We start from the raw sequence: 16540 nt of genomic DNA, 5'->3' as shown, positions 1-16540 counted from the left end.
AGAACTCTCCAGCATGGAGATCGACGCGATTCTCAAGGCGCTGCCGCATCGCTATCCCTTCCTGATGATTGATCGGATTATCAATATCGATGGCGACGACTCCGCTGTCGGCATCAAGAACGTGACCTACAATGAGCCGCAATTTCTCGGCCATTTCCCCGGCGAACCGATCTTTCCCGGCGTGCTGATCATCGAGGGGATGGCCCAAACTGCGGGCGCCATCGTCATCAACCTCGAAAACCAGTCGGGCGGGCGGCATATCGTTTACCTGCTGACCATCGACGCGGTGAAATTCCGCAAGCCCGCCAAGCCCGGCGATCGCCTTGAATATCACATAAAGAAAATTCACCGTCGCAAGACGGTCGGCCGCTACGAAGCCAAGGCGATCGTGGATGGCACCGTGGTTGCCGAAGCCGAAATCGGGGCGATGATCGTCAGGGAACAAGAGTGACCGCAGCAATCCATCCAACGGCCATTGTCAGCGATCATGCGACCCTGGGCGAAAACGTTTCCATTGGGCCTTATTGCATCGTCGGCGCCGACGTGACGCTGGGTGACGAGGTCAGGCTCGTATCGCACGTTTCGGTCGATGGCCGCACCGCGATTGGCGCCCGGACGACCGTTTATCCGTTTTCTTCGATCGGCCACCCGCCTCAGGATCTTAAGTTCGAAGGGGAACCGAGCACCGTCACTATCGGCGAAGACTGCGTGCTGCGCGAATACGTCACCATCAATCCCGGCACCGCCGGCGGGGGCATGGAGACGCGGGTCGGCAACAACTGTCTCTTGATGGTGGGCGTGCACATCGCGCACGATTGCCGCGTTGGCAATTATGTGGTGATGGCCAACCAGGCCTCGCTTGCCGGTCATTGCGTGGTTGACGATTACGTCAGGTTCGGCGGAATTTGCGGCGTGCACCAGTTCGTCCGCATCGGGGCCCATGCCTTCGTCGGCGCCATGTCGTTCGTTGAAAACGATGTGATCCCCTATGGCTCGGTGCTGGGCAATCGCGCCTATCTCGGCGGCCTGAATCTCGTGGGCCTTAAGCGCCGGAAGTTCGATCGCGAGTCGATCCATGCGCTTCGCGCCGCCTATCGGATGATCTTTTCCAACGAAGGTACGCTGCGCGAGCGCATCGAAGACGCTGCCGAAATGTTCAAGGATGAAAAGCTCGTCGAAGACGTCATCGATTTCATCCGCACGCCATCCGAACGCGCACTTTGCATGCCGCGAAACGGAAACGGCAGCTCGACGGACGAATGAGCGGGCCCGGGCGGCTGGCCCTGGTCGTGGGGTCGGGCGACCTTGTGCCCCAGGCGATTGCCGCAGCCAGAGCCGCAGGGTGGGAAATCCGCGTTCTGGCCCTGCATCCAAGGGCCGACCTGGCCAGCGAAGACCCGTTCTCGATCAAGGTCTCGCGCCCCGATCAGGTTTTGCGCGAAATCCGCAAATTCAAGGCGACCCACGTCTGTGCCGTAGGCGCCATGCATATGTCGGACAAGGAGCGTGAAACCTTTGCCGAGTTCGCCGGCGAAAAGGAAGCGACTGGCAAAGGCGACAGCAAACTGTCCCAACTCGGCTCGGCCCTCCTTAAAATGCTCGGCCTGCCGTTTATCGGTGTCCATGAAATCGTCGCCGATCTTCTCGCGCCCGAAGGGCAGATCGGGGCCGTTCCCCTGGAAGGCGATCTGCGCCGCACCGCCGAGTTCGCCTTCAACATCGCGCGCAAGGGGGGAACGCTCGATCTGGGGCAGGCTCTGGTGGTGGCGGGCGGGCGCGTCGTGGCCACCGAGGATATCGGTGGCACTGACGAATTGCTCGAACGTTGCCGCGTTTATCGCGAGCGGGGTTTGATCGGCAATGGGCGCGGCCATCTTGTGCTGGCTAAGACATCGAAGCCTGGACAGCCCCTGCACATCGATCTTCCAGCCATTGGCAAACGAACTATAGAACTGGCCGAGCAGGCGGGAATCGAGGCGATCGTCGTCGAGACTGGCCGCACGCTGCTCATCGGACGCGCCGAGCTCGTTGCTGCCGCCGATGCCGCCAGCATCGCGATCCTTGGTCTGATGGCCTCGGATGACTAGCGTTTTTATCCTCGCCGGCGAGGCTTCGGGCGACCGCATCGGTGCCAATTTGATGGCCGGTCTTAAGGAGCGCCGCGCAGATCTAACCATCACGGGAGTGGGCGGCGATGCCATGGAAGGCGAGGGATTGTCCTCGCTGTTCCCGATGGATGACCTCGCCGTCATGGGCTATCGCGACGTGATACTGCGTTTGCCGCTGCTGCTCTGGCGCGCCCGGCAGGTGGCGTCCACCATCCTGCGACAACGCCCTGATGCAGTCGTCCTTATCGACGCACAGGTCTTTTCCAAAGTCGTCGCCCAATCCCTGCGTCGGCGCGGCTACAAGGGACCGATCATTCTCTACGTCGCTCCCGCCGTCTGGGCCTGGGGCGCCGAGCGGGCCAGGAAACTTGTGGGTATTTTCGACGAAATCCTGTCCGTTCTTCCGTTCGAACCCGAAGCGATGCGACGGCTGGGTGGACCGGAAACCGCCTATGTCGGTCACCCGGCGCTCAAGCAATACCCCATGCGCGAAGGACAACCGAAAGCCGGCCCGCTTCTGCTGCTTCCCGGCAGTCGGTCAGGTGAAATCGCACGGCATCTGCCCATGCTGGGCACCGCCGCCGAACAGCTTGCCCCGCTTCCTTCCATAACCGGCTTCGCAATTCTTTCGACGCGCTCGCAAGCCGCCCGCATCAACAGGATGGTGGCGCAATGGCCGTTCCCGGTCTCCGTGCTCGTCACCCAGGAGGAGCGGCAGCAGGCATTGCAGGAGGCGGTCGCCGCAATCGCGGCCAGCGGCACGGTCACCCTGGAGCTCGCTCTTGCCGGGGTTCCGCAGGTGCTGACCTATGTTGCGGAGGGCGCGCAGGTGCGACTTTTCGAAAAGGCGACAACCCAATTCATAGGGTTGCCCAACATCATCGCCGGTCGCGATGTGATCCCGGAGGTCCTTTTTGTCCACAATGGCGACGCCGACAAGCTCGCCACCGTGACCAAATCGTTGATCGGAAATTCCAAGGCTCTTGCCGCGCAAGTCGCGGGCTTTCGCGACATTCGCGCGCTCATGGAAAAAGGGGCGCCCGAAGCGCCCCTTCAAAATCCGATCGACAAGATTATCGGCTATCTGCCCGCTTAACGCTGGGCGATATCCACATAATCGCGGGTCGTGGCGCCATGGTAGAGCTGGCGGGGACGGCCGATCTTTTTCTGCGGATCGGCGATCATTTCCTTCCACTGAGCAATCCAGCCCACCGTGCGCGACAGCGCGAAGATGGCGGTGAACATGGAGGTGGGGAAGCCGATGGCATCGAGAATGATGCCGGAATAGAAATCCACATTCGGGTAGAGCTTGCGATCGACGAAATAGGGATCTTCCAGCGCGATCTTTTCGAGCGCCTGGGCGACCTGGAGCGTGGGGTTGTTTTCAACGCCCATCAGTTCGAGTACTTCGCGCGCCGATTCCTGCATCACCGCAGCGCGGGGGTCGTAATTTTTGTAAACCCGGTGCCCAAAGCCCATCAGACGGAACGGATCGTTCTTGTCCTTGGCGCGCTCGATGAATTCGGGAATGCGATCCACTGTGCCGATTTCGCGCAGCATGTTGAGCGCCGCCTCGTTCGCGCCGCCATGGGCCGGACCCCAGAGGCAGGCGACGCCGGCCGCGATACAGGCAAAAGGATTGGCGTCGGACGAGCCGGAAAGACGAACCGTGGACGTCGAAGCGTTTTGCTCGTGATCGGCATGGAGCGTGAAAATCCGATCCATCGCCTTGGCAACCACTGGATCGATCTTGTACTCCTCGGCCGGAACCGCAAAGCACATGTGCAGGAAGTTCGAAGCGTAATCGAGATCGTTGCGCGGATAGACGAAAGGCTGGCCCACCGAATATTTATAGGCCATGGCGACGATGGTCGGCAGCTTGGCGACCATGCGAACCGAGGCGATTTCGCGTTGCATCGGATCGGAAATGTCGGTCGAGTCATGATAAAAGGCGGCCATGGCGCCGACCACGCCGGTAACCACAGCCATCGGGTGGGCATCGCGCCGGAAACCGCGGAAGAAATAGTGCATTTGTTCATGCACCATGGTGTGCCGCGTCACGCGGTTTTCGAAATCCGCGAGTTCGGGCTTGCTCGGCAATTCGCCGTAAAGCAGCAGATAGCACACTTCGAGATAAGAGCTCTTGTCTGCCAATTGCTCGATCGGATAGCCGCGATAGAGCAGTTCGCCCTTGTCGCCGTCGATATAGGTGATGGCGCTATCGCACGCAGCGGTCGAGGTGAAGCCGGGATCGTAGGTAAAAAGACCGGTTTTCGAATAAAGGGAGCGGATATCGATCACATCCGGACCGACTGTACCGCTCAGCACCGGGAACTCGTAGGTCTCATCGCCCAGAGTTAGCTTTGCCTTAGTATCGCTCATGAAGTGCCTCCCGATTCATCGGCCCAGCGCCGTCGCGAGCAGCAGGGCTCGCCCGATCTGAGCACGCACAACGACTTCGTAAAATGCTTCGCTTGGGTATCCGAAATTGCGGAGCCATGCAACTGCGTCATGGCTCTTGACCTATAGGTAAGACGAATGGCTGATGGCGGTCAGGCCTGCGCACTCGCGTGGGTTACATCCGCCAACCGCGCCAGGCTCTCTTCCCTCCCGATCAGAACCATCACCTCGAAAATACCGGGGGAAATGGTGCGTCCGGTAAGCGCGGCGCGCAGCGGCTGGGCAATCTTTCCGAGCTTTAGGCCGACGCTTTCGGCATAGGTGCGCACGGTGGCGTCGAGCCGTTCAACATTCCATCCATCGAGCGCGGCAAAGGCCTCGGTGAGAGCCATGAGGTGTCCCAGGCTTTCCTCAGTCAGGAGCTGGGCGGCTTTTTCCTCGATGGGCAGAGGGCGTTCGGCATAGATGAACTGGGCCAGATCGATCAGTTCGAGAATGGTTTTGGCGCGCGGCTGCAATTCCGGGAGGGCTGCCAGTGCCGTGTCCTTGTTGGAAACCAGCCCCGCATAGTCGGCGTTCCGGCCGGTCTCCGAGGCTGTATCGACCATGACCTCATAGAGGCGGGTGGGCTCGGCCGCGCGAATATAATGCCCGTTGAGGTTGTCGAGCTTGACGAAATCGAAGCGCGAGGGTCCTTTGTTGAGTGCCTCGAGCGAGAACCATTCGACCATCTGATCGGTGGAAAATATTTCGTCGTCGCCATGGGCCCAGCCCAGCCGGGCCAGATAATTGCGCAGCGCTTCGGGCAGATATCCCATCTGCCGATAGGCCTCCACGCCCATGGCGCCGTGACGCTTGGAGAGCTTGGCGCCGTCCGGACCGTGGATGAGGGGGATGTGGGCCATCTCGGGCACATCCCATCCCATCGCCTGATAGATGACGATCTGCCGGGCGGCGTTGGTCAGATGGTCGTCGCCGCGAATGATGTGGGTAACGCCCATATCGTGGTCATCGACAACCACGGCGTGCATGTAGGTGGGAGTGCCGTCGGACCGCAGGATGATGAAATCATCGAGGTTCTCGGCCTTGAACACCACATCGCCCTGCACCCGATCCTTGACGATGATTTCGCCGGTTTCCGGCGCCTTGACGCGTATCACCGGCTGCACGCCCTCTGGCGCTTCGGACGGGTCGCGATCGCGCCAGCGTCCGTCATAGCGTGGGGGACGGCCCTCGGCGCGGGCCTTCTCGCGCATTTCGGTGAGTTCGTCGGGCGTGCAGTAGCATTTATAGGCATTGCCCGAGGCGAGCAATTCGCGCGCCACCTCTGCATGCCGATCGGCGCGGGCGAACTGGCTGATCGGCTCGCCGTCCCAGTCGAGCCCCAGCCAGCTCATGCCGTCCAGAATTGCCGCCACGGCGGCATCTGTCGAGCGCTCGCGGTCGGTATCTTCGATGCGCAGCAGCATTGTCCCGCCGGTCTTGCGCGCGAAAACCCAATTGAACAGAGCCGTTCGGGCGCCGCCGATATGCAGAAAACCTGTGGGAGAAGGCGCAAAGCGCGTGACGACGGGTTTGGACATAAGGCTTACCGCTTGGAGATTTGCTGGCCCCGTGTGTACCATAGCGCCCGCCGAGCGCAAGGGTGGGGGTGTGCGCTATAATGGTGGACTTTCCGGTCGCCAGAAATCTCGACAATGCCCGGGCCGTCGGCCCATTGGGCCGACTCCGGGCGGCGCGTTCGGTGCTGGTTTGCGTGTTGGCGAAGGCGATCGCGGACGCGGTGACCCAGAGGCGCAATTTCATCCTCTGGCCGTTCGCGATGATCGTCGGGCTCATTATCTACCGCATACTGCCTATGGAACCCGCTCTGCTAACGCTGGGCCTGGGGATTGGCGCGGCCCTCATCCTTGCCATATCCGGCCGCAATAGCGTCGGCATACGCGAAGCGGCTTTGCTGGGCCTGCTGGTCGGGCTCGGCATGATGTTACTGCCGGTCCACGGGGCGCTGTTCGGAACACCGATGCTGGAAACGGCGCGATACGGCACGTACACCGCCCGCATCGACGCCGTGATCTTCAATGATGGCGAGGAGCAGCGTTGGATACTCTCCGATATTGCGGCTGCGGAGGGGATGGCGGATTGGACCGTGCCCGACATCCGGCTGGCCCGGGTGAGCGTATCGGGAGCCTACGCGGTATCGAGTGGCGATACCATCAAGGCGCGCATCCGCTTCTATCCCGTTCCGGCGCCGGCGGTTCCTGGAGGATATGATTCCCAATTCATAAGTTATTTCGATGGTATAGGGGCTTATGGAAATGTTTTGGGCGAGGTTTCGACCGCGGCGGCGCAGGAGAGCGACCTATCACGCTTCGTCAACGACATACGCGGCGCAATCACGGCACGACTCGTCGCCCAACTTGGCGACAGGATCGGCGGTATCGCGGCAGCGCTCATCACCGGCGACCAAAGCCGCATCAGCGAAGCAGATTACGATGTGATGGCCGAGGCGGGGATCGTGCATGTGATCTCCATTTCGGGACTGCACCTTACCCTTGTCGCGGGCACCATGTTTGCCGTTGTCCGCTTCGTTCTTGCATTGAGTCACCGGCTGCCCCAGCGTTTCCCTGTCAAAAAGATCGCCGCCGGTTTCGGGATCGTCACCGCCTTTGCCTATATGCTGCTTTCGGGCATGGTTATCCCGGCGGTGCGGTCCACCATCATGCTGGCTTTGGTCTTCGCGGCGATAATCGCCGGGCGGCAAGCCCTCACCATGCGCAATGTGGCGATCGCCGCGCTGATCATCATCATCTTCGAGCCCTCGACCGTATTCCGGGCGTCGTTCCAGCTTTCATTCGCCGCCGTTGTCGCGCTGATAGCGGCATATGAACTGGTTCGGCGACGGCGGGACAATCGAGAAACACCGGTTCGCGCCAAGGCTTTCGGCATGACGATCGGTGTTGCGATGACCAGCGTCATCGCCGGATTGGCGACGGTCGTCTTCACGGCCTATCACTTTCAGCAGACGGCACCATTCGGTGTGGTCGGCAATCTCATGATCATGCCGATTGTGAGCTTCGTGATGATGCCGGCGGCGTTGCTCGGCACGCTATTGATCCCGATTGGGCTTGATGTTTTGCCCTACGCGGCCTTGGGCTGGAGCATCGAGGCAATGCTCTGGTGCGCCGCCTTCGTGCGCGAGTTGAGCGGCGGATTCGATCCCAGTCCGATCCTCTCGCCAGCCGCCCTGATTGTAGCCCTGGCTGCGCTGGCGTGGCTTGCCTATTTCCGCAATAGGATACGGCTTTCAGGCCCCATACTCGCCGTTCCGATCATCACGATCTTTTGCATCGAGCGGGCGCCCGACATATTTATCGCCGACCAAAGCCAGGCCGTTGCGGTCCGCCACGACGGGGCGGTCGCCCTGATGGCGGGCCGAAACGGCACATTCGCCACCAACGTCTGGTCGGAGCGCTACATCACTTCCATAGCGGACAGTCACGATGCAACCCGCTGCGATAGCCTCGGCTGCGTGCTCGAAACCGATCAGGGATACACGATCGCCCTCGTCAAGGACCGATCGGCATTCGATGAGGATTGCCGGATCGCCGACGTGGTGATCGCCCGCATCAAAGCGCCTGAAGTCTGTCGATCAGCCGCCCATCTGGTCATCGATGCATCCGAACTTGCGCGCTACGGGGCGCATATGGTCGACTGGAATGGTCCCGAGGCTTCCCCCACCATACGGACCGGGATCGATACGCCCTCGCGCCCGTGGCGGCTGGCGTCGGATTAGGAAAAATTCCGTCATCCCAAAGTCCGGGACTTATAGTCTTTGCGCTGCTCAATAGCGCCGCAAAAGTCCCACAAGCCGCCCCTGAACCTTCACGCGATCCGGCCCGAAAATGCGGGTCTCATACGCCGGATTGGCCGCTTCGAGCGCCACGGCATTGCCCTTCTTGCGCAGACGCTTGAGGGTCGCTTCTTCGTCATCGACCAGAGCGACGACGATTTCACCATTGCCTGCAGCGTCCTGCTTGCGGATCAGCACCGTGTCACCATCGAAAATACCGGCGTCGACCATCGAATCCCCGCGCACTTCCAGCGCGAAATGCTCTCCGGCACCCAGCATCTCAGGGGGAACGGCTATCGAGTGAGAGTGAGTCTGGATCGCTTCGATGGGAACACCAGCCGCGATGCGCCCCATGACGGGAATGGAAACCGAACCACCATTTTCCGCAGTGGCGGCCACCGGCTTGGCGGGAACCTTGCCCAGATTACCTTCGATGACGCTCGGCTCGAACCGCGCCTTGCGGCCGCCCAAGGACGGATTCATCGAATCGGGAAGCTTGACAACCTCCAGCGCGCGCGCCCGGTTGGGCAGGCGGCGAATAAACCCGCGTTCCTCAAGGGCCGTGATCAAACGGTGAATCCCCGATTTCGACTTGAGATCAAGCGCTTCCTTCATTTCGTCGAAAGAGGGCGGGATGCCGCTCTCCTTCATCCGCTCATGAATGAACATCAGAAGTTCGTGCTGCTTGCGCGTCAACATTGTCGGGCCCCTCGGCGGCGTAGAATCGGAACAAATATTGAACTTTTATACGTGTTCCGGAAATGTTCTGCAAGTGTTTCGATAGAATTACATTCGTGCGGAACATTGAACGCGCGACGCGGCTATGATCTTCAGATCTTGGTTCGGCAGGAATTTTCGGCGCAGGACCGGGAAATGCTTGCGACAATGACCGACGGTCAACTTGCTCCGGTGGCCACCTCGGCACGATGCACGGCCTGTTCGGAACGGAGCTCCTGGGTAACCTCGGGCAGACGGCTGTCGCACGAGCCGTTGTGGTTCACGATGGAGGAGACGATGTCATACGCAGCTTCGGCCAACACCCAGCGGATGCCCGCATGCAGCCCTTCCTGCGACTTGTCGCCGATCCGGATATCGTAAAGATCGTTCGAAAAGAAGCGGAAGACCGAGGCGTAAACCTCCGTCCCGACAGCCTGTTTCGAATAGGTGCCTGCGCGCACGATTTCCGTCGATTCCGTATCGGTGACCCGCAGATCGACCGCGGCGGTGAGCGCATAAAGCCGTGCACCGCCGCCGATCCCTGCGATCAGCGCCTCCGCGCCGCCCGAATAGGTATTGAAATCGAGCTGCGTGATTGCTCCGTCGATGACGTAGTCGGAACCCCGCATCGAACCCGGCGTGATGGGCCGGAAATCCACAGTCTGGTTGCCGACAGTAACCGAGCCCCCATCGCCGAGAATCTGCTCGCGGGCGCGGGCGATCTCCCATTCGGTGACGACGGTATTGGAGCGATTGACCTGACGCACGCCGGCCTTCTGCAAGGCAGTGACAAGCATGCCGGCCACGTCACGGGGCACCACGCCACCTTCTTCGGACGTGAACTTGTTGGTCTGGTCGGTCACGGTGTGGACCGCGAAAACAATGCCCGAACGCCTTACTTCGGGGGTCTGGCTCAGGCAGAGCAGGGCGTCGTCGGCCGGGGTTGTCGTGGCCAGGGGCACGGGCCCGTAGAACTGGGCGGAAGGGCGGCCCATCTCGCCCCAATGCACGCAACCGCTCAGGGCAAGCGCGGTTATCGCGGCGACGGGTGCTTTGAGGATCAGCATACTCCGAACATGCCCCCGGTAATATCGAAATCAGAGCAGGTGCTCGTCTGCTCCTGATTGCCGTTGTTGGTCTGGGTCACGGTTATGTTGTTGTTCGAGCCGCTGACATTGATCGAAACGGCGTTACCGGTTTGACCGCTGCCACCGCCCGGCCCGCCGTTGTTGGAGGTCCCAAGCAGGCCCAGCAACTCCAACCGGGTGCGCTCGAGCGAGAGGTTGACTTGCCGTTGGGCGTCCGTGCGGAACTGAAAGGGACGGCCTTCCCCAAGACCATTGGCAAGTATCGGAAGGGGAGATAACGCCAGCGTCGCGGTCGCTACAACCAGCACAACGCGTTTGAACTTACGCATTCCGGTACCTCGGTCGATTCTTGTTTTGAGTATTGTCTTGTTCCGTCGTAGCGTCAACGAGCACAAGAAAACTTTGCGGAGGTGTTGCTTGGTCAGCACACCGTTTTTTGGTAAATAAAGAAAACGCTTTGATAATAATGAGATAAGATAAGTATAACCGATTATGCGCCAATTCTCGCCACATTCGCGATTCTAGCGATCGAGGCAGTAGGGTTGCGCGCACCACATGCCCGGCTGAACGGGCGGGGCCGGGGGCCATGCCTCGGGCTTGCGCGCCTGGTAGTCGGTCGCCGCCTCGGTATAGCGGAAAAATGCACCGTTGAGCATGTTCACGCAAAGCGATGCGGCCTGCGATCCAATGAACTGCCGAAGGCTCGATTGGGTCGTTTCGTTCGTGAGCTCGGGAAGCTCCTGCTCCAGCATCGCGAAGAACTGCGGGATCGTATTGGTCCGGCCAACGGGGTCGTCACCCACGAAGGGCTCGCAGGTCAGCGCCGCTCCGCGCAATTCGACCATGGCCCCAAGGAACGGGTTCACGTCGAAGGGAAGCTCCGGCTCCGCCTGGGTTTCAGGCTCCGCCGCCGCTTGAGCGGGTTCGGCGGCCTCGGTCTCGCCCTGGGGAGCAATGGCATCGGGCAAGGCGCGAGTCATCTCCGACTGGACGTCTTCATCGACCTCAGGCAGTGCCGCATCGGTCTCGGTCACGAATGGTCCCGAAACTTGGGGAGCGACCTGGGCTGGAGGCGGGGATGCAGGTTGCCGGGGAACAAGCGGCACAGGATCGGGCGGCTGGGCGCCGATCGCCGTTTCGGCGGTGCCCGGAGGCGGCATTTGCGGAGCCAAAGGCTGGGCCAGCGCCGAGCTGCAAGCAAGGCTGGTCACGATAACGGAATAGACCCAAACGCGTGCGATCATGGCATCCGACTCACATTTTCGCCAAAATCGCACCGCGCGTCTTTACTGTCAATCGATCAGGCTATACTCAAGTTTTACCGATTGATAACTGTGACGTTCCCGGACTGCGACTGACCGGACACCCCTTGGCCTGTCTGCGGGAAGTTGGCCTGCTGGTCGATGAGCACCGGTTGTTGGGGTGATGAGCTTCCGGACTGTTGGGCGCGTAGTACCATCATGTTCACCACATTGGATGCGCCCTGGTAGTTATAGTCCGATTGGCTGATGTTGCCGTGACTGAGCGGCTGGCCATCGGGGCCGATCACAGTATTGATGACGCGCTGTGCGCCGACCGATAGCTGCTTGATCGTTCCGATATTGTTGGCGACGACCATGTTGGCGATATTGCCGCCCGACTGTTCAATTGGTGGCACGCTCGAGCCGTGAAGAACGACGGTGTTGTCGACGATCTGTTCGCCGGCGAACGTGCGTGTGACGCTATCGATCCTGTCGGCGATCAATACGTTGCCGATGTTGACGCCGCTTTGGTTGACGGTTCCGGAGACGGCTGTGTCGGCATCGAACTCGATGTAGTTTTCCACGCGCTGGATGGCGCCTTCCTCGATGTTTTGGACGGCGGTCCCGATTGCGTATTCGGCCATGGCGATGTTGGCGATGTTGACGCCGGTCTGGGCGATCACATCGATCGATCCCCCTGCCCATATGGAATTCCACACCTGCTGGGTCGAAGTGTCGGTCATCAGCTGGTCAGCCATGCTGATGGTATTTCCCTGCATCATGTTGGCGTAGTTACTGCCGGATTGGCTGATCGATAGGGAGCCGAGCGTGCCCGAACGATGGGCGTCGATCGAATTTTCTATTCCTTGCTGACCATCGAACAATTGCGTGACCGACCCTAGATCGCGGTCAGAATTGAGGATATTGACCGCGTTCGCTCCTGACTGGCTCAACTGCAATGTAAGGCCTTCCGGAAGCGGGAATAACGGGGGCCCACTGGTTGTGTCGGGCACCTGGGGCTCGGACATCTTCTGCAATGCCAATTGAGAATCCCGGAAGAACTGACGGAAATCCGGTTCCAGCGTTTGGGCCGAAGCAATACCGGTCGGAAGAACGAGGCACGCGGCAACGAAAACTATACGCATCTGTTCCTCCCTGGGCTGGGTTGCGAACTCTACGGTGATGAACGCCGCCGGATGAAAATCCGGCGACGTTCTCTATTGCTCCAGTTATTCTGCTACTTCTGGAGTCAGGTAGCTGATCGAGTTGGCGATGTTGGTCGCCTCCTGAACGATATTGGTCAGGTCGGTCGACCAACCCGAGCCGGAGAAGTTGTTGGCGGCAAACTGAGCTGCTTCGGCGTCCTGAAGGACGGAAACGCAACCGCAATCGAGCCCAACAATATCGGTGGCCGAGAAGACGTTGGCCACGTTGGTTGCCGTCTGGCCGACGTCATAGACGTCCACGTCCACCCAACCGTGATGACCGCCATATCCGAACGGGCTGTAGCCACCGCCGGCATAGCTCATCGTGTTGATCGCCGTCTGGCCGACCGCAGCCATCTGAACGGCTTGACCGGTGAGCTGATCGACGGTGATCATGTTGACAGCGTTGAGAGCTGCCTGGGTGGGCAGCAGTTCGCCTTCTTCATCATAGAGGGCATCGGCGTCATAACCGCCCTTGCCGAACTCGATGGTGTTGAACGCGTCCTGATAGCCCCAGGCATCCTGGTCGATGTCGTTCACCTCGGGCGCCGAGAAGACGTTGGCCACGTTGGTGGCCGACTGCTCGATGTTGTAGAGGGTCGCAAAGACGCTGGCATAGATGTCGTTGTCGGCGATCTGGTCCAGATCGGCCTCCTGATCGACTTCGCCGATATTGACATCGGAGATATCGATACCGTCGAGCGAGATCAGGTTGGCGGCGTTGAGCGCTGTTTGCGCGGCATCGGTCACATCACCAACGTCGGAGATGTTGTTGAATGCCTTCTGGAAGCCGGAAAAGACCTGCTCGAGATTGATGGCATTGTCGATACATTCGATGCAGTCGTCGTCGCCGTTTCCAGGGTGAGGCGGCCACCAGGGATGTCCTCCACCGAAAGCCTGGGCCGATGATGTTACGCCCAGGGCAGCCACGCCCACCAGTGCGGTCGTTACGAGAAGTTTATTCATTTTTGCTCTCCAATTTTGCCCTCATGGGGCGGTTGCCCTGTTTCCAGGAAAATTTGCACAAACCTCCATTGTTCTGAGCAAGCATTACTTGCGCAGTCCGAGCCTTTATTGGTTTGTGCAAATACAGAACTTACGCTTGCGGCGCCGGCATTTAACCGGTCGGCACATCAGAAAGCGCACGGCAAAGCGCCGCGTTAGCGCAAGAAACTCTTGAATTTGCTGGGAAATCCGAAAGGGCGGCAAAACCGGCCCGCATGATCTCAGGCGAAGATCGCTGGATCATTATGCGGTTTTGTATATATCTATATGTTGAGAATTGTCGCCGTATAGCGGATTATACTTAGCATATACCTGTATGCATTGCGTGAACCCCCTCACATGCTGCACATAATATAGTATTGCCTATGTATTTATATTTCCACAACTTGAGTTCGCTGTCCAGCTTATCTTTACATTTTGTTAATTTCGCGAGTGCGAAACCGCAAAATCCAGGAATTATGGGGTGAGGGCGGCCGGTGCCGGCGTCCCTTAGGCCGAGCATGAACACAGCAAAACGGCCGACGCGCTTACCTGCGCGTCGGCCGTTGTTTATCGTTGGCGGTGTCCGTTCTTCAGAAGCCGAGGCAATCGCCCGCCGGCTTCGTTCAGCCTGCGTCCGCCGGTGGGACTGCGCGGCGATCGATATCGTCGAGCAGATAGGCGATGATCACGCTTCTGAGCACGCTGGTGGCGTTGGATCGGTCATGGCCGGCGGCAGTGATGATCCAGAGAACCAGGGTGTTACGGGGAACGTTCAGTTGCGAAGCGATCCGATCGAGAGCCTGCCAGAATACGGCCTCGAGCCTGATCCCTTTGCGCTCACCCCGCAAGGACAGGACCCGGAATTCGGGCTCCGCGAGTGAGTCTATGGCTGCGCCGTCGAGTAAGGCGGCGATCTCCGGCCGTTCCCTGGCTGCGTCGAGCTCGGGTATTTCTCCTGCCGGCAGACTGCCCTTCTTCTGCATTTGGTAAGTGTCAGACACGCTCCTCCCCCTTTCCAAACAGGTTCGCGCGCCGTATGCGTAATTTACGCGTTAACACTAGGAATGAACAGGCATACGGGTCAAAAAATCGTGTTTACTGCGCTGTATAGAATATTATGCAAATATATACGCCGATTTCGCCCGGGAAGAACTTCCCGAATATTAAAATTTGACCAATTGGAAAAATGATTTAGGGGGAAATTCGCATATCGCGGAGCCCACCGCAAGATGCGATCTAAAAGCTCGGCAAAGGCGAAAGGGGGAGATTAGAAACGGTGGACTTGCACGAACTCGCCGCGGCGTTTGCCGGGACAGTGCTCCATCTGGCCGATAAGCGCATCGGCCGAGGCCAGGGAAGAAAGATGTCCGCTATCGGTCTGCCGAACCGGCTCGATCATGGTTCCATGCTCGGCATCGTGGATGAGGCGCCCGCGAATGAAATGGCGCCGGCCCGTGTTCGGTGGCAGCGTATCTCCCAGCGGCAGATAGAACGGGGCAGGGGGCGTCGCCCCGGCCATGGCGAGTACCGCCGGCAAGACGAAGATACGTGCGGTAACGAGCGCCGAAACGGGATTTCCTGGCAGTCCGAAAACCAGGGTTTTGCCGCGCCGACCGAACATCAGCGGTTTACCCGGCCGCATGGCGATGCGCCAGAAATCGATCTCGACGCCATTGGCCTTGAACATTTCCTGCACGAGATCGTGCTCGCCCACGCTGGCTCCACCAGTCGTCAGCAATACGTCCGGTTCGTCCGCAAGCGCATCGGCGAGGGACATCCCGAGCGTTTCGCGATCGTCGCCGACGATGCCGCGGTCGGCAATGGCACTGGCGTACGGGCTAAACAGCGCGCGAAGCCCCACCGAATTGGAAGCCACGATCTGGTCCGGCCCCACGGGACTGCCCGGCGAGACGAGTTCGTCGCCAGTGGTGAGCAGGGCAATGCGGGGGCGAGAGAATACGTTGACCATATCCACATTGCCGGCCGCGACCAGAGTTAAATTCTGCGGCGTGAGGGATGTGCCTGCCCGCACGAGAATATCGCCTTGCGCGAAATCATCGCCCCGGAAGCGGATGCTGCGGCCCGGTTCCACGCCCTGCGAAAAGCTGATCGTGTCGCCCTCGGCGCTCGCTTCTTCCTGCATGATGACTGCGTCCGCACCCTCGGGCACCGGCGCACCGGTGAAGATGCGCGCGCACTCGCCCGGACCCACCGTGCCGGGAAAGCCGGCCCCGGCTTGGGATACGCCGACCATCCTGAGCCCTTTGCCCGGCGAAACGTCCTCCGCCCGCACCGCATAGCCGTCCATGGCACTGACGTCGAAGGCGGGATTGAAGAGTCCGGCTTGGATATCCCGCGCCACGGTTCTGCCGGTGGCGTCAGCAAGCGTCACGGCTTCGATGGGAAGGGTAGGGATATCGGCCAGAATGCGCGCCAGCGCTTCATCGACCGAAATCACGGCGCGGCCTTGCGGAAATCGCCCGATTTGCCGCCGCTTTTTTCCAGCAGGCCGATATCGGTGATGGTCATGCCCTTGTCGAGCGCCTTGGCCATGTCATAGAGCGTCAGCGCAGCGACGGAGGCCGCCGTCAGCGCCTCCATCTCGACCCCCGTGCGCCCCACGGTTTCGACAGTGGCGGTTATGGCGATGATTTCGGGATCTGTGCCACGTTCGATCTCGACGGCGATTTTGGTCACCGGAATGGGATGGCAGAGCGGGATCAGGTCCGAAGTCTTCTTGGCCGCCATGATCCCCGCCACCCGGGCCACGGCAACCGCATCGCCCTTTTTGAGCGTGCCGCCGAAGATGGCCTCGACGATTTCTGGCGTTGCGTGCAACCGGGCGGCCGCCACGGCGCGGCGCGCGGTTTCGTCCTTGGCGGCGATATCGACGATCCGCGCCGCGCCTTTTTCGTCAAGATGGGTGAGACGATCGGCCAGG

General features: G+C 60.1%; 16 protein-coding genes. 5 read left to right on the top strand and 11 right to left on the bottom strand.

Features of this window, described 5'->3' with window-relative positions:
* Nucleotides 1-13 precede the first annotated feature (13 nt).
* From fabZ to V4T21_RS06295, 4 genes are read left to right on the top strand one after another with little or no spacing between them, the layout of a single operon-like run.
* Nucleotides 14-451: a 3-hydroxyacyl-ACP dehydratase FabZ gene (gene fabZ / locus V4T21_RS06310; RefSeq protein WP_332715056.1), complete on the top strand. Its 438-nt coding sequence runs from the start codon at nucleotides 14-16 to the stop codon at nucleotides 449-451.
* A complete protein-coding gene (gene lpxA, locus V4T21_RS06305) occupies nucleotides 448-1263 on the top strand; it encodes an acyl-ACP--UDP-N-acetylglucosamine O-acyltransferase (RefSeq protein ID WP_332714558.1) in 816 nt (271 codons plus the stop codon). The genes fabZ and lpxA overlap by 4 nt, the downstream gene beginning before the upstream one ends.
* Entirely contained in the window at nucleotides 1260-2087 is an 828-nt protein-coding gene (gene lpxI / locus V4T21_RS06300) for a UDP-2,3-diacylglucosamine diphosphatase LpxI domain-containing protein (RefSeq protein ID WP_332714556.1), read from the top strand. Before lpxA ends, lpxI begins: the two co-directional genes overlap by 4 nt.
* A complete protein-coding gene (locus tag V4T21_RS06295) occupies nucleotides 2080-3204 on the top strand; it encodes a lipid-A-disaccharide synthase (RefSeq protein WP_332714554.1) in 1125 nt (374 codons plus the stop codon). Before lpxI ends, V4T21_RS06295 begins: the two co-directional genes overlap by 8 nt.
* Here V4T21_RS06295 and gltA read toward each other — a convergent pair.
* Nucleotides 3201-4490: a citrate synthase gene (gene gltA / locus V4T21_RS06290; protein ID WP_332714552.1), complete on the bottom strand. Its 1290-nt coding sequence runs from the start codon at nucleotides 4488-4490 to the stop codon at nucleotides 3201-3203. The genes V4T21_RS06295 and gltA overlap by 4 nt on opposite strands.
* 170 nt (nucleotides 4491-4660) lie before the next feature.
* Nucleotides 4661-6091: a glutamate--tRNA ligase gene (gene gltX, locus V4T21_RS06285; RefSeq protein ID WP_332714550.1), complete on the bottom strand. Its 1431-nt coding sequence runs from the start codon at nucleotides 6089-6091 to the stop codon at nucleotides 4661-4663.
* Nucleotides 6092-6171: 80 nt separating this feature from the next.
* Here gltX and V4T21_RS06280 point away from each other — a divergent pair, with 80 nt between their 5' ends.
* Entirely contained in the window at nucleotides 6172-8304 is a 2133-nt protein-coding gene (locus V4T21_RS06280) for a ComEC/Rec2 family competence protein (protein WP_332714548.1), read from the top strand.
* Nucleotides 8305-8352: 48 nt separating this feature from the next.
* Here the strand turns inward: V4T21_RS06280 and lexA are convergent, their stop codons facing one another.
* From lexA to moaC, 9 genes are all read right to left on the bottom strand, one after another.
* Complete coding sequence (lexA, locus tag V4T21_RS06275; protein ID WP_332714546.1) at nucleotides 8353-9060, bottom strand: transcriptional repressor LexA; 708 nt, start codon at nucleotides 9058-9060, stop codon at nucleotides 8353-8355.
* A 197-nt stretch (nucleotides 9061-9257) separates the two neighbouring features.
* The gene (locus tag V4T21_RS06270) at nucleotides 9258-10145 is read right to left on the bottom strand and encodes a CsgG/HfaB family protein (RefSeq protein ID WP_332714544.1); all 888 of its coding nucleotides are present in this window, start codon (nucleotides 10143-10145) and stop codon (nucleotides 9258-9260) included.
* Entirely contained in the window at nucleotides 10139-10495 is a 357-nt protein-coding gene (locus V4T21_RS06265) for a hypothetical protein (protein ID WP_332714542.1), read from the bottom strand. The genes V4T21_RS06270 and V4T21_RS06265 overlap by 7 nt, the downstream gene beginning before the upstream one ends.
* Nucleotides 10496-10687: 192 nt before the next feature.
* Nucleotides 10688-11410: a hypothetical protein gene (locus tag V4T21_RS06260; protein ID WP_332714540.1), complete on the bottom strand. Its 723-nt coding sequence runs from the start codon at nucleotides 11408-11410 to the stop codon at nucleotides 10688-10690.
* Nucleotides 11411-11484: 74 nt separating this feature from the next.
* The gene (locus V4T21_RS06255; protein WP_332714538.1) at nucleotides 11485-12552 is read right to left on the bottom strand and encodes a hypothetical protein; all 1068 of its coding nucleotides are present in this window, start codon (nucleotides 12550-12552) and stop codon (nucleotides 11485-11487) included.
* A gap of 84 nt (nucleotides 12553-12636) precedes the next feature.
* Nucleotides 12637-13578: a hypothetical protein gene (locus V4T21_RS06250; RefSeq protein WP_332714536.1), complete on the bottom strand. Its 942-nt coding sequence runs from the start codon at nucleotides 13576-13578 to the stop codon at nucleotides 12637-12639.
* A 644-nt stretch (nucleotides 13579-14222) separates the two neighbouring features.
* Nucleotides 14223-14600, bottom strand: coding sequence for a ribbon-helix-helix domain-containing protein (locus tag V4T21_RS06245; protein ID WP_332714534.1), 378 nt, complete (start codon nucleotides 14598-14600; stop codon nucleotides 14223-14225).
* Nucleotides 14601-14866: 266 nt separating this feature from the next.
* The gene (locus V4T21_RS06240; protein WP_332714531.1) at nucleotides 14867-16057 is read right to left on the bottom strand and encodes a molybdopterin molybdotransferase MoeA; all 1191 of its coding nucleotides are present in this window, start codon (nucleotides 16055-16057) and stop codon (nucleotides 14867-14869) included.
* Entirely contained in the window at nucleotides 16054-16539 is a 486-nt protein-coding gene (gene moaC, locus V4T21_RS06235; RefSeq protein WP_332715054.1) for a cyclic pyranopterin monophosphate synthase MoaC, read from the bottom strand. Before moaC ends, V4T21_RS06240 begins: the two co-directional genes overlap by 4 nt.
* Nucleotide 16540 lies beyond the last annotated feature (1 nt).

This window comes from Pelagibacterium mangrovi, assembly GCF_036662815.1.
Classification (GTDB): Bacteria; Pseudomonadota; Alphaproteobacteria; order Rhizobiales; family Devosiaceae; genus Pelagibacterium; species Pelagibacterium mangrovi.
The sequence above is the reverse complement of the archived record's forward strand: the minus strand, read 5'-3'. Positions and strand labels throughout refer to the sequence as shown.

What these genes read in the sequence shown, in the direction of transcription:
- lpxI (WP_332714556.1), top strand. Translation starts at nt 1,260, where the DNA reads ATGAGCGGGCCCGGGCGGCTGGCCCTGGTCGTGGGGTCGGGCGACCTT.
- V4T21_RS06270 (WP_332714544.1), bottom strand. Translation starts at nt 10,145, where the DNA reads ATGCTGATCCTCAAAGCACCCGTCGCCGCGATAACCGCGCTTGCCCTG.
- lexA (WP_332714546.1), bottom strand. Translation starts at nt 9,060, where the DNA reads ATGTTGACGCGCAAGCAGCACGAACTTCTGATGTTCATTCATGAGCGG.
- V4T21_RS06295 (WP_332714554.1), top strand. Translation starts at nt 2,080, where the DNA reads ATGACTAGCGTTTTTATCCTCGCCGGCGAGGCTTCGGGCGACCGCATC.
- gltA (WP_332714552.1), bottom strand. Translation starts at nt 4,490, where the DNA reads ATGAGCGATACTAAGGCAAAGCTAACTCTGGGCGATGAGACCTACGAG.
- fabZ (WP_332715056.1), top strand. Translation starts at nt 14, where the DNA reads ATGGAGATCGACGCGATTCTCAAGGCGCTGCCGCATCGCTATCCCTTC.
- V4T21_RS06250 (WP_332714536.1), bottom strand. Translation starts at nt 13,578, where the DNA reads ATGAATAAACTTCTCGTAACGACCGCACTGGTGGGCGTGGCTGCCCTG.
- gltX (WP_332714550.1), bottom strand. Translation starts at nt 6,091, where the DNA reads ATGTCCAAACCCGTCGTCACGCGCTTTGCGCCTTCTCCCACAGGTTTT.
- V4T21_RS06260 (WP_332714540.1), bottom strand. Translation starts at nt 11,410, where the DNA reads ATGATCGCACGCGTTTGGGTCTATTCCGTTATCGTGACCAGCCTTGCT.
- V4T21_RS06280 (WP_332714548.1), top strand. Translation starts at nt 6,172, where the DNA reads ATGGTGGACTTTCCGGTCGCCAGAAATCTCGACAATGCCCGGGCCGTC.
- V4T21_RS06265 (WP_332714542.1), bottom strand. Translation starts at nt 10,495, where the DNA reads ATGCGTAAGTTCAAACGCGTTGTGCTGGTTGTAGCGACCGCGACGCTG.
- V4T21_RS06255 (WP_332714538.1), bottom strand. Translation starts at nt 12,552, where the DNA reads ATGCGTATAGTTTTCGTTGCCGCGTGCCTCGTTCTTCCGACCGGTATT.